The sequence below is a fragment of the Gordonia prachuapensis genome, from assembly GCF_036350515.1.
Lineage (GTDB): Bacteria > Actinomycetota > Actinomycetes > Mycobacteriales > Mycobacteriaceae > Gordonia > Gordonia prachuapensis.
Map to the genome: position 1 here is coordinate 64,940 of NZ_JAZDUE010000023.1, position 11,896 is coordinate 76,835.

General features: G+C 67.9%; 11 protein-coding genes. 6 read left to right on the forward strand and 5 right to left on the reverse strand.

The window, feature by feature from the left end; genetic code table 11:
• Positions 1 to 83: 83 nt before the first annotated feature.
• A complete protein-coding gene (locus V1Y59_RS21765) occupies positions 84 to 1,043 on the forward strand; it encodes an oxygenase MpaB family protein (RefSeq protein ID WP_330507122.1) in 960 nt (319 codons plus the stop codon).
• 23 nt (positions 1,044 to 1,066) lie between these two features.
• On the opposite strand, the gene V1Y59_RS21770 is transcribed toward V1Y59_RS21765, so the two are convergent.
• Complete coding sequence (locus V1Y59_RS21770) at positions 1,067 to 2,857, reverse strand: ABC transporter ATP-binding protein (protein WP_330507123.1); 1,791 nt, start codon at positions 2,855 to 2,857, stop codon at positions 1,067 to 1,069.
• A gap of 110 nt (positions 2,858 to 2,967) precedes the next feature.
• Here V1Y59_RS21770 and V1Y59_RS21775 point away from each other — a divergent pair, with 110 nt between their 5' ends.
• The 5 genes from V1Y59_RS21775 (at position 2,968) to V1Y59_RS21795 (ending at position 7,443) form a co-directional block, all read left to right on the forward strand.
• Positions 2,968 to 3,552: a TetR/AcrR family transcriptional regulator gene (locus tag V1Y59_RS21775; RefSeq protein ID WP_330507124.1), complete on the forward strand. Its 585-nt coding sequence runs from the start codon at positions 2,968 to 2,970 to the stop codon at positions 3,550 to 3,552.
• 13 nt (positions 3,553 to 3,565) lie between these two features.
• Positions 3,566 to 3,976 (forward strand): hypothetical protein, encoded by a 411-nt coding sequence (locus V1Y59_RS21780; protein ID WP_330507125.1) that lies wholly within the window; start codon positions 3,566 to 3,568, stop codon positions 3,974 to 3,976.
• Complete coding sequence (locus tag V1Y59_RS21785) at positions 3,973 to 4,641, forward strand: VOC family protein (protein ID WP_330507126.1); 669 nt, start codon at positions 3,973 to 3,975, stop codon at positions 4,639 to 4,641. The genes V1Y59_RS21780 and V1Y59_RS21785 overlap by 4 nt, the downstream gene beginning before the upstream one ends.
• Before the next feature lie 103 nt (positions 4,642 to 4,744).
• Entirely contained in the window at positions 4,745 to 6,400 is a 1,656-nt protein-coding gene (locus tag V1Y59_RS21790) for an NAD(P)/FAD-dependent oxidoreductase (protein WP_330507141.1), read from the forward strand.
• 11 nt (positions 6,401 to 6,411) lie between these two features.
• Positions 6,412 to 7,443, forward strand: a complete 1,032-nt coding sequence (locus V1Y59_RS21795; protein ID WP_330507142.1) for a TIGR03617 family F420-dependent LLM class oxidoreductase — start codon at positions 6,412 to 6,414, stop codon at positions 7,441 to 7,443.
• Here the strand turns inward: V1Y59_RS21795 and V1Y59_RS21800 are convergent.
• Genes V1Y59_RS21800 through V1Y59_RS21815 form a run of 4 tightly spaced genes read right to left on the reverse strand, consistent with a single transcriptional unit; the run spans position 7,416 to position 11,683 of the window.
• Positions 7,416 to 8,585 (reverse strand): FAD-dependent oxidoreductase, encoded by a 1,170-nt coding sequence (locus V1Y59_RS21800; protein WP_330507127.1) that lies wholly within the window; start codon positions 8,583 to 8,585, stop codon positions 7,416 to 7,418. The genes V1Y59_RS21795 and V1Y59_RS21800 overlap by 28 nt on opposite strands.
• Positions 8,578 to 9,477 (reverse strand): DUF1295 domain-containing protein, encoded by a 900-nt coding sequence (locus tag V1Y59_RS21805; protein WP_330507128.1) that lies wholly within the window; start codon positions 9,475 to 9,477, stop codon positions 8,578 to 8,580. Before V1Y59_RS21805 ends, V1Y59_RS21800 begins: the two co-directional genes overlap by 8 nt.
• Positions 9,478 to 9,485: 8 nt before the next feature.
• Complete coding sequence (locus V1Y59_RS21810) at positions 9,486 to 10,517, reverse strand: LLM class F420-dependent oxidoreductase (protein ID WP_330507129.1); 1,032 nt, start codon at positions 10,515 to 10,517, stop codon at positions 9,486 to 9,488.
• A 44-nt stretch (positions 10,518 to 10,561) separates the two neighbouring features.
• Positions 10,562 to 11,683: an NAD(P)/FAD-dependent oxidoreductase gene (locus V1Y59_RS21815; protein ID WP_330507130.1), complete on the reverse strand. Its 1,122-nt coding sequence runs from the start codon at positions 11,681 to 11,683 to the stop codon at positions 10,562 to 10,564.
• Positions 11,684 to 11,896 lie beyond the last annotated feature (213 nt).

Below are 11,896 nucleotides of genomic sequence, written 5' to 3' on the forward strand. Positions count from 1 at the left end.
CACCGAGCCGGGTAATCTGACTACACAAGTCCTCAGATAGAGGTCGCTCACCACGTGTGGGTCAGAGTGCTCGGAGGTCCGCGATGACAATCACCCAGCCGTCCCCGGTTCTGTCCGATGAGTCGGTGCTCTCGCACGGCGACGACGAGATCGAGCTCATCTCCCCGGATTCGCTCACCGCCGAGCTCGTCGGCCGGTTCACCTTCCTCCCGGTCAACGGCGCCGCGTTCGTCATGCAGGTCATGCATCCCGTCATCGGAGACATCGTGGGGAAGTACTCGGTCTACCGGACCGATCCGATGGGACGGGCCGTCCGATCGATCGACTCGGTCATGCGCTGGGTATACGGCGGCCAAGAGGCGATCGAGGAGGGTAAGCGGCTGCGGCGGATGCACCAACCGCTGCAGATGCGCAACTCCGAGGGCAAGCACATCAGCGCGCTGAACCCCGAGGCGTATCAGTGGGTCATCGCCACGGCGTTCCCCACGTCGTTGAAAGCGGCGCCGCTCGTCCTGGGCCGCGAGTTCACGCCGGACGAGGTCGAGGAGATCTACCGGGACAACCTGCGCATCGCGAAGATCGTGCAGGTGCCGATGAACGGCTTCCCGCAGACGGTCGAGGAGTTCGCGCCGTACTACGAGAACATGATCGACAACGTCCTCGTCGCGCATCCGACCGCCCTGGAACTGGTCCGGCAGATGCAGACGGCACCGCGGCTCGACAAGATGGTGCCGGCACCGTTCGTCCGTTTCGCGAACACCGTCGCCCACATCGCATCGGTGCCCGGTCAGAAACTCAACTACCTGACCACGGTCGGGGTGATGGATCCCCGCATCCGGGAGATCCTCGGCGTCACATGGTCCGACGAGGAGCAGCGTGAACTCGAACGGATCCACGCCGCCATCCGGGTCGCCTACCGCGTGCTGCCCGAGCGGCTCACCTACTTCCCGCTGGCCTATCACGCTCGGCGTCATCACGACGCGATCAAGAAGATGAAGAAGCGCGAGGGCGCGGGCGCGGCGTACAAGGTCTCACGCAGCTGAGAAGGGCAACGCCTCGGACGACATCAGGGTCCCGAACCGGACGTCACCTCGATTCGCATGGCCGCGACCAGCTCTCGGTACAGCTCGTCGGCTTCGAGGAGCTCGCGATGGTCGCCGACCGCGCGCACCCGGCCCGCCTCCAGCACCACGATCTGGTCGGCATCGAGAATCGTCGACAACCGGTGCGCGATCGTGATGACCGCACCCCGCTCCGCCTGCCGCCGGATGCCGGCGGCCACCGCGGCCTCCGTCAGGCCATCGAGCTGTGCGGTCACCTCGTCGAGCAGCAACAACTCCGGGTCGACGACGAGTGCACGCGCGAGTGCGATGCGTTGGCGTTCGCCTCCCGACAGCGTCGACGTCGTCACGTCGGTCGCGAGACCGTCCGGCATCGCCTGTACCCGCTCATCCATGCGGACCGCGGTAAGCGCGCGCCAGATGTCGTCGTCGCTCGCGGTCGGCGCGGCATAGACGAGATTCTCGCGCAGGGTGCCGGGGACGAGGGGAGTGTCCTGTTCGACGTAGGCGATGCGCGCCCGCAGGTCGTGCAGGGTCCAGTTCTCGAGGGATCGCCCGTCCAGGACGATGTCACCCCGCTCGGGGCGGAGGAACTTGAGCAGTAGCGAGAAGATCGTGGTCTTGCCGGCGCCGGACGGTCCGACGATCGCCGTGTGCCCGTAGCGCGGGATCGTCACGTCGACTCCGTCGAGGGCCGGCGACGCGTCCGGGGAATAGCGAAAGACGACATCGCGCAATTCGAGAGCGTCGGTGAGGCGATCGGTGGGTTCGGCGCTCCGGGCGACGTCGGTCTCCGTGCGCAACTGCGAGAGTTCGGCGATCCGTGCCGCGGCCGCGAGACCGGACTGCAGGGCGGTCATGCTCATCGTGAACAGCGACACGGGCATCATTAGCTGAAAGGCGTAGAGCAGGAACGCGATCAGCGTGCTCACCGTCATCGAGCCATCGGCCACCCGCCACGCCCCGAACGCCAGGACGATCATCACCGCCAGGTTGATCCCCCCGCCGGTGATGGTCCATGCCCATGCCTCGATCCGGACTGCGCGAATACCCTTGTCGGCCGAACGCCGCGCGAAATCGCCGATGCGCTCGGCCTCGCGCTGCTCGGCCCGACTGGCCTTCACGGTCCGCAACGACCGCAGGATCCCCTCGAGTCGTCCACCGAGCAGACCGATCTCGGCCTGGGCTTCCTGCTGTGCCTGCGCCAGTCCGGGCATCAACACCGCGGCCGCCCCGCCCACGACGACGATGACTGTCATCGTGGTCGCGAAAAGCGGCAGATCCAAGGTGGCCATCAGGACCAGTGCGCCGACCATGCCGACCGCACCGTTGACCCCGTTGACGATGCTCGACGTGGTGGCCTCCCGGATGAGGAGCGTGTCCGAGGTGACGCGGGCGACCATCTCTCCGCTCGATCGGCGGTCGAGTTCGGGTATCTCCACGCGCAGGAGGTGACGGACCAGTCCGGTTCTGGTGGCGAGGATGATCCGCTCGGCGAGGGTGCCCAGCATGATCGTCTGCACCAGGCTGATCACGGATCCGGCGACGAGCAGCACGGCCAGCACGGTCACCGGGCCGCGGAGCGACTCGGACATCGCGAGCCCGTCGAGGACCCACTTGGTCACCAGGGGTGTGGCGAGTTCGGCGGCCGTGCCGAGCAGACCGAGGACGACGCCGAGCGCGATCATCGCCCGGTGCGGGCGCGCGTACGACCAGAGAATGGCCACCTTCGCACGCATCGGCAGGTCGGGTGTCTTCCCTGGGTCGGCGGCGGTGACATCGACTGCGGCGGTCATGGCGCTGCCTCCAGAATCGTGCGACATTCAACTATCACATTGACACATCAGTGTCTCATTTTCAATCATCGATGTTGCTCCCACGTCGGGTCATCGCTAACCTCCTCGGCGTGACCACCGAACCCGAGTCGGGTGTGCGGACCAGGACCCGACAGGCAATAGTCTCCGCCGCCATCGCCGAGTGGGCCAGGGATTTTGCCGCGCCCCTCAGCGCCATCGCCGAACGGGCCGAGGTGAGCCGCAGCACCTTGCATCGCTACTTCGTCGACCGGCAGTCGCTCATCGACGCGGCTCTGCGAGAAGCGCAGGTGGTCCTGGACAACCAGTCGGCCGCAGCGGTATCCGGCTGCAATTCGGCTCGCGAAGAACTCGAGTCGCTGATGCGAGTCCTCGTCGACTTCGGCGACATCCTCATCTTCCTGTTCGCGGACCCGAATCGCTTCGCCGGGAACGCCGAGTGGATCGAAGCGGAGGACGAGATGCTGCCCGAGATCATCCGTCGGGCGCAGGTCGAGGGCGCCGTCGCCGACGATGTGGAGCCGTCGTGGGTGATCGGCGTGTACTACTCGATCTGCTATACCGCCGCGAGCGCCATCGCCACGGACGAGTTGTCGCGGCTGCGCGCCGCCGACATCGCGGTTCGAACGTTCTTCCGCGGCGTCGCCGCGACCCCGGCGACGGAACCTGGACACTAGCTAGGCTCGGGGTATGCCGTTCTCCGATGACGACCTCGACGCGTTCTACCGCGAGATCGAGGCGCGGACGGACGCACGCGGCAGCAGTCCCGGACCGGTCCGACGCTCCGTCCCACCACCCCCGCCACCCTCACGCCCCGACGACCCGGCCGACGAGTCGGCGTTCTCCGACGACGACCTCGAGGCCTTCTACCGCACGATCGAGGCCCGCACCGCCGCTCAACCCGCCCGCCGATCACGACGTGCGCCCGACCGCCCGGCAACGCGGTCCTGCCCGACGCCCGCAAAGGTGGCGTTCGCCGACGAACATCTGGCACGCGAGTCGATCATCGCCGTACGGCGCCATGTCGGACGGCGCCCGTCCTTGCGTTGCTATGAGTGTGTTTGTGGGGCATGGCATATCACGAGTAGTGCTCAGGTATGACCGCCCTGGAACCCGTCGGGGTCACGGTCACACTCGTCACCTCGGATCAGGCGCAGACGCGGGCCGCGTACGCGCGGTTGCTCGACCTCACCGCGACCGAGCTGCCGGCGTTCGCCAACGGCTCCCTGCAGTTCCGCGACGACCACGAGGACAATCACCGGGTGTCCTTCGGAGTACCCGACATCGCCGGCGGCCGCCGGCTGATGGAGCGGCGCGGACTCGCGTTCCGCGAACCGGTCGACATCACCGAAACCACCGGAGCACGTGTGCGCGACACCGATCTGCCGGCGCTCGATCACCTCGTGTTCACCGCGCCGACACGGGACCGCGCGCTGGCCCTGTTCGGCGCGACGCTCGACCTCGATTTCCGCCTCGACCGGGAGATCGGAGGGGGCGCACGACAACTGTTCTTCCGTGCCGCGGACGTGGTCGTGGAGGTGATCACCGGTGCAGATGCCGGATCGGACGAGGTGTGCGCGCTCTGGGGGCTGGCATGGCGTGCAACAGATGTCGACGCCGTGCATCGTCGGCTGACCGGCCTCGACATCGAGCTCAGCGAGGTCAGGACCGGACGCAAACCGGGAACCAGGATCTTCACCGTGCGCGACCGTGCGCTCGCCACCCGTACGGTTGTGATCGGGCCGGATGAGATGGGGCCGACGTGATGTCGCTGCGAGTGGAAGACTGAACGGCGTGACCGCACCCCCAGCCGACGCCACCGTCCGACCGTCGATCGTCGTGGTGTCCGCGGACTACGCCACCACACTGATGGCCGAGTTCGAGCGCTACGGCCGAGACTATGACATCACGTGTGCCGCTTCGGCAATCGAGGCCATCACGCTGATGAGCCGGCTACGCAGCGACGGACGCCCCATCGCGATGGTCGTCGCCGAATCGGAACTGCCCGACATGAATCTGCTCGAGGCGCTCGCGACGTTTCGGAGCATCGTGCCGACCGCCCGCCGGGTGGTCGGCATCCATTGGAGCATGTTCATGGAGCACAGCGAGTCGTTGCGGCCGGCGCTGCAGAAGGGGAAGTTCGACACATTCCTGCTCATCCCGCGAGGCCCGCGCGACGAGGAGTTCCATTACGCGATCACCGAACTGCTGTCCGACTGGGGCGCGACGGTCGCGGCTCCCGAGGTCGAGGTCATCCGGATCATGAGCACCGAGCTCACCCCGCTCACCATGTCGATCCGGGATTTCCTCGACCGGATGGGCATGCCGTACCGCACCCACACCCCGGCGAGCGCGGAGGGCCGGGCCACCGCCGAACGGTACGCCGCGACAGGCGTCCAACCCGCCGGTGCGCCACTGCCCGAACTGCTCGTGCACTCGTTGCGTGGTGACGGCACCGACGTGATCGCGCCGACTTCGGTCCGCGATGTCGCCGTCCTGCTCTACGGCCGACCGTCGGACATCGACGTCGGAACGGTGGTCGACCTGGTGGTCGTCGGCGCGGGGCCGGCTGGTCTCGCCGCCGCCGTGTACGCCGCGTCCGAGGGTTTGCGGACGGTGGTCCTCGAGTCCGATGCGGTCGGCGGTCAGGCCGGTACCAGCTCGATGATCCGCAACTACCTCGGATTTCCCCGCGGCATATCCGGAATGCGCCTGGCCCAACGCGCCCGCACGCAGGCGATCCGGTTCGGCGCCCGGTTCATCACCGGATGGCCGGTCGACCGACTGCTCATCGAAGAAGCGCTGGCGCCGTACCGACTGATCACCGAGGGCGGCGAGATCGCGGCACGGTCGGTCGTGATCAGCACCGGCGTCGCCTACCGACGACTGGGTGTGGCGGCACTCGAGGACCTCGTCGGCGTCGGTGTGCACTACGGCGCCGCGATGAGTGCCGCCCGCGAGATGGACGGGCAGGACGTCTTCGTGGTGGGCGGCGGCAACTCGGCGGGTCAGGCCGCCATCCATCTGGCGCGCCACGCGCGGTCGGTGACGATCGTCGTCCGGCGTCCGGATCTCAGCTCCACGATGTCGGACTATCTGATCGGCGAGATCGCTTTCAACCCGCGGATCGCGGTGCGCGGTACCAGCGAGGTCGTCGACGGCGGCGGAGCCGGGCGGCTCGAATGGATCGTCCTGCGCGACAACGCCACCGGTGAACATCAGCGATGCGCGGCGAACGGACTGTTCCTCCTCCTCGGCGCATCGCCACACTGCGACTGGCTGCCGGGCGCGGTGGAGCGTGACCGCGACGGATTCGTGCTGACCGGTCGCGACGTCCCGCGCGAGAGGTGGGTCGATGACATCCCGCCGCCCGAGTTGGCCACGAGTGAACCCGGCTTGTTCGCTGCCGGTGACATCCGGTCCGGATCGATGAAGCGGGTGGCTGCGGCCAGCGGGGAGGGCGCCAGCGTCGTCCCGCTGGTGCACCGATGGCTCGCGAACCTGCGTGAGGCGCAGACGTCGTGACCGAACTTTCGATGCGTGTGCACCTGCAGCTGGCCGAGCGGCCCGACCAGGCGACCACCGCGGCCCGGGAGGCCGCCGCCATGGGCGCCGACGGCGTCTTCACCTTCGAGGGTCGCCACGATGTGTTCTTCCCGCTGGTCGTCGCCGCGGCCGACACCGACCTCGACCTGATGACCAACGTGGCCATCGCCGGCCCTCGGAGCCCACTGCACCTCGCGCACTCCGCGTACGACCTGCAGGTCTTGAGTTCGGGACGATTCCGGCTCGGCCTCGGCTCGCAGATCCGACCCCACATCGAGAAGCGGTACGGCGCCACGTGGGGGCGGCCGGCCGCCCGGATGGCCGAAACGATCGGCGCGATCTCGGCGATCTTCGACACCTGGGAAGGTAAGGCGCCTCTCGATTTTCGCGGAGAGTTCGTCACCCACACATTGATGACGCCGAACTTCGACCCCGGGCCGAATCCGTTCGGTCCGCCACCGGTCCTGCTCGGTGCGCTCGGCCCGATCATGACGCGTACCGCTGCCGAGTTCGCGTCGGGTCTGCTCGTCATGCCGTTCAACAGCGCCCGCCATCTCATCGAGCGCACCCTGCCCGCCGTCGACGAGGGCCTGCGTCGATCGGGCCGCGCGCGAGCCGACTTCTCGATCATCGGGCAGGCGATGGTCGCGGTCGGTGCCGACGAGGCAGACCTACGAGCCGCGATCGACGGTGTCGCGATGCTGATCGCATTCTACGGATCCACGCCGGCGTACCGACCGGTGCTGGAGGCCGAAGGCTGGGGGAACCTACAGCCGCAGCTGAATTCGTTGTCCAAGGTGGGCGCGTTCGCGGAGATGCGCGCACTGATCACCGACGAGATGGTCGCCACGATCGGGGTGGTCGGCACCCCGGGTGAGTGTGCCGAGGAACTGCGGGCACGGTTCGCCGGCTTCTCATCCGAAGTGTGTTGCTACTTCCCGCACTACTCGGTGCGGCCCGACGACGTCGCCGAACTTGTTGCGGCACTGCACGATCACGACCGATCTCGCACACCCCCATAGATGCCGCGCCGTACGATCCACGGCTGCAGGACGGAATCGATCGACCATGCCGGGAGGCGGAACGGTCTGCCGTCGGGTGCGAACACCTCCAGACCGTCCGGTTGGACGCCGAGCACCGATCCCCATCGCCGGCTTCGGGGGCGGTAGTGCTTCAGTGGCCGGCCCGTGATCGTCGCGATCACATTGTGCGCGACCAGACGGTCCGCCCGGTTCCGTGCTGAATTTCGCAGTGGGTCCGTGGCCGCGACGTCGCCGACGGCGAAGATGTCGTCGTGCCCGGCGACCCGGAGATCGGTTCCGACACGGACGAATCCGTTGTCGTCGAGGATCTCCCGCGGCAACCATTCGGTGTTCGGCCGGACCGCGCCGATCGCCCAGACCACCGCATCCGCGTGCAGCGGCTCCTGCGAGGTCGTCCAGGTGACCGGTGCGTCGGTGATCCGGTCGATGTGCCCGTCTGCAGGCAGCTCCGCCCGGTGATGCGGATGCAGGGCCACCCCGAGGCCGTCGAGGCGACGTCGGATTCGGCGCCAGACGCGCGGATGGTGCTGGGGGAGTGCCACGTCCCCGGGGAAATACAGGTGCACGTTCTTGGCGGGCCACACCGCCGCGATGTTGGCGGCGGAGCTGACCGCGGCCGCGCCGCCGCCGATCACCGCGACCGTCGTCGTCGATTCCAGGCGGCGATGCGTCGCGCGGAGATCGGCGTCGATGTCGGTCGCCGACTGCAGTGTCGGCTGCCGCCAGAAGCCGTTCCGCACGCCGGTGGAGATGACCAACAGGTCAAAGGGTTCCGACACCACCGAGGCATCACCCAGCCGGACGTCGACGTGGCGCCCGTCGAGGTCCAGGCCGATCAGGGATCCGTGCACAGTGCGCACCCGATCGAGTCCGCGGAACCTGTCGAACGGGATCCAGTAATCACGACTCCATGCATCCGGTCGTGCGATGCGGGTACCCAACTCCTGCCCACTGAGCAGCCCGGGTTTCGCCGAGATCCCGACGACGTCGATGCTGGGCGGACCCGCCGGCGACGGGCGTGGCACGCGGGATCGCCCCCTCGCAAGGTGGATGGCGCTGAGCAGGCCGCTGTCACCGAGGCCCGCGACAACGACCCGCGGGTGGCGCGCCGGGTCAGCCACGGACCGTGCGAGGGGGCCGGGGCACGAACCGCGGGACGCGATCGATGACGGCTTGGTAGTCGGGTCGGCGCTGCAGGCTGCGATTCTCCATCATCGGGATACTCGCACCTTCGAAGAGCGCGAGCATCACCGCCGCTCCGACGAACAACCACCACGCGTCCGAGGGGGAGGCCGCGACCCCGAACAGCGCCAGCGCGAACCAGAAGGTGAACTCGCCGAAGTAGTTCGGATGGCGAGACCAGGCCCAGACGCCACGATCCATCACCTGCCCGGGGCGACGCTCACGAGTGAACCGGCGCAGCTGGAGGTCGGCGACGGTTTCGAGTGCGACGGCGCCCAGGCCGAGCAGGACGGCCGCGCCGACCAGCCACGCGGGCCCTTCACCGGGACGGGTCACCGCGACGTAGACGGGCAGCATCCCGGCGAAGACCTGCAGGGTCGGGATCACGTGGATGGCGAACAGATCGACCGGCAGTTCCCACCGTCCGGCGTCGTCACGCAGGCGGCCGTATCGCCAGTCCTCGTGGTGCAGACCGGGAAACGTGCTCACCCAGTTGGCGGTCAGGCGGATCGCCCAGACCATCACCACGACGAAGAGCAACCATGTGCGCACGTCGCCGAAGCCGAGCGGACCCTGCCACCACCAATAGATCAGCAGCAGCGGCGGGATGACGCTCCAGTAGGCGTCGTAGAAGCTGGAATTCCGGTGATACCGACTGAACGCGAAGATCACCAGGGTGGCCAGCAGGTCGGCGACGAGGGTGTCGAGCAGCAGTGAACCCGTGGACGGACCCGACCACAACCACACACCCGCGACTGCGACCGCAATGATGTAGGCCAGTGCGACCCGGGCGAGTGCGGCGGCTCGCCCGGCCGGAACATGTTCGGGCATCGGGTTGCTCAGATCACCGACGCCAGCTGTTCGAGTTCGGCGACGCTTCCGGGGGACACCAGCATGGTCCCGACACCTGCCGCCTCCCAGCGCTTGACCTCGGATCGGACGTGGTCGATGTCGCCGACGATGGCCGAGTCCTCGACCACTTCGTCAGGGATGATGCGTGCTGCCTCGTCCTTGCGGTTGCTGCGGAACAGTTCGGTCACCTCGTCGACGACCTCCGCGTAGCCCATGCGGCGGTACACGTCGGCATGGAAGTTGGTGTCCTCGCTGCCCATGCCGCCCATGTAGAGCGCGAGGAACGGTTTGATCGCCTCGTAAGTGGCCGCGCGGTCGTCGGTGATGACGATCTGTGCCGTGGCGCAGATCTCGAAGTCGTCGCGGCTTCGTCGGGCGCCGGGCCGGGCGAATCCGTCGTCGAGCCACTCGTTGTAGGTGTCGGCGAGACGAGGGGTGTAGAACAGGGGCAGCCACCCGTCGGCGATCTCCGCCGCCAGGGCGATGTTCTTCGGCCCTTCGGCACCCAGCATCACCGGGATGTCGGGCCGCAGCGGATGGGTGATCGGCTTGAGCGACTTGCCGAGGCCGGTGGCGTCGTCGCCGCGCAACGGCAGGGGGTAGTGCGGACCGGTACTGGTCACCGGCGCCTCCCGCGCCCACACCTGACGCATGATGTCGATGTACTCGCGTGTCCGGGCGAGCGGTTTGGCGAATCGCTGGCCGTACCAACCTTCGACGACCTGCGGCCCGGACACGCCGAGGCCGAGGATGTGACGGCCCCCGGAGAGATGGTCGAGGGTCAGTGCGGCCATCGCGCAGGCGGTGGGGGTTCGCGCCGACATCTGCAACACCGAGGTGCCCAACCGGACGCGCTCGGTCGACGATCCCCACCAGGCGAGCGGGGTGTAGGCATCCGAACCCCACGCCTCGGCCGTGAAGATGCTGTCGAAACCGGACACTTCCGCGGCCGCGACCAGTTCTGCGTGGTTCGCCGCGGGCTGTGCCCCCCAATATCCCAGCTGTAGACCGAGTTTCATTCTGCTCCTGTGTGTCTGCGGGCGAGACGAATCTGACGTGATGTTCACCGTAGCGGGTGCGAGGTCACCGCCGCCGCGACATCGTCGGCCAGCGCGAGACTGGAGGTGAGGCCGGGTGACTCGATCCCGAACATGTTGATCAGACCCGCAACGCCGTGGTCGGCCGGGCCCTGCAGCAGGAAGTCCCTGCTGGGTTCGCCGGGCCCGCTGAGCTTGGGGCGCACGCCCGCGTAGTCCGGTACCAGCGCGTCGTCGGCCAGTTCGGGCCAGTAGTGACGGATCTCGGCAACGAACCGGTCGGCGCGCTGCGGGTCGACGGCGTACGGAGCAGCATGCCGGTCGAGGTCGTCGATCCATTCGACGTCCGGGCCGAACCGCGCCCGTCCGTCGAGGTCGAGGGTCAGGTGGATGCCGAGTCCGCCTTCGACGGGGATCGGATAGATCAGCCGACCGAACGGTGCGGTTCCCGACGCCTGCCGGAAGTAGTTGCCCTTGGCGAGATGACGGGGCGGAACGTGCTCGGCGGGGAATCCTTCCAGCGACCGCGCGACGTCCCATGCGCCGAGTCCGGCGCAGTTGATCACCCACCGGCAGGCGACAGTGGTGTCGTTGACGTCGACGACCGGGGACTGCCGCACCGAGCCTCCGGTGAGACGGCTGCACAGGGCGACGCTGCCGCCGGCTTCCTCGACATCGCGACGGAGCGATCGCATGAGAGAATGGGCGTCGACGATCCCGGTCGACGGCGACAGCAAACCGGCGACCCCGTGTACGTCCGGCTCGAGGTCATGCAGCTCCGACTCGTAGAGAACCTGGAGATCGTCGACGCCGTTACCGCGCGCCCGAACCGAGATCCGGGCGAGCTCGGGGAGCTGAGCAGACGAGGTCGCGACGATCAGTTTCCCGATTCGCCGGTGGGCGACACCCCGTTCCTCGCAATACCGGTACAGCATGTCCCGGCCCCGCACGCACGCGGAGGCCATGTGGCTACCGCGCGGATAGTAGATCCCGGCGTGGATCACCTCGGAGTTGCGCGAGCTGGTCTGGGTTCCGATGTCGTCCTCGGCCTCGACGACGACGACGTCGAGACCGGCCAGGGCCAAACGCCGTCCGACCGCAAGACCGACCACCCCGGCCCCGACGACGACCACATCCACGGTGTCCACGCGTCGAGGCTAGATGCCCCGGGGCGCGACCACGGCAAAATCGGACATCGAGGTCGTTGCGCCTGGCAGCGAGCGCCACCCCCGGTCCCTGAGGAGCGAGCTTGCGAGCGACGGTCCTATAGCTTGTCAAGCTGTTGGAGGTCGGCTTTGAGGGCGTGGTAGACCTCGCGGGCGATGAAGCGTTTGAGGCAGCGGATGATGTCTTTGCGGGTC

Bases quoted from the DNA above. Each gene is read 5' to 3' on its own strand.
- V1Y59_RS21765 (WP_330507122.1), top strand. From the start codon at position 84: ATGACAATCACCCAGCCGTCCCCGGTTCTGTCCGATGAGTCGGTGCTC.
- V1Y59_RS21770 (WP_330507123.1), bottom strand. From the start codon at position 2,857: ATGACCGCCGCAGTCGATGTCACCGCCGCCGACCCAGGGAAGACACCC.
- V1Y59_RS21780 (WP_330507125.1), top strand. From the start codon at position 3,566: ATGCCGTTCTCCGATGACGACCTCGACGCGTTCTACCGCGAGATCGAG.
- V1Y59_RS21785 (WP_330507126.1), top strand. From the start codon at position 3,973: ATGACCGCCCTGGAACCCGTCGGGGTCACGGTCACACTCGTCACCTCG.
- V1Y59_RS21790 (WP_330507141.1), top strand. From the start codon at position 4,745: ATGGCCGAGTTCGAGCGCTACGGCCGAGACTATGACATCACGTGTGCC.
- V1Y59_RS21795 (WP_330507142.1), top strand. From the start codon at position 6,412: ATGCGTGTGCACCTGCAGCTGGCCGAGCGGCCCGACCAGGCGACCACC.
- V1Y59_RS21805 (WP_330507128.1), bottom strand. From the start codon at position 9,477: ATGCCCGAACATGTTCCGGCCGGGCGAGCCGCCGCACTCGCCCGGGTC.
- V1Y59_RS21810 (WP_330507129.1), bottom strand. From the start codon at position 10,517: ATGAAACTCGGTCTACAGCTGGGATATTGGGGGGCACAGCCCGCGGCG.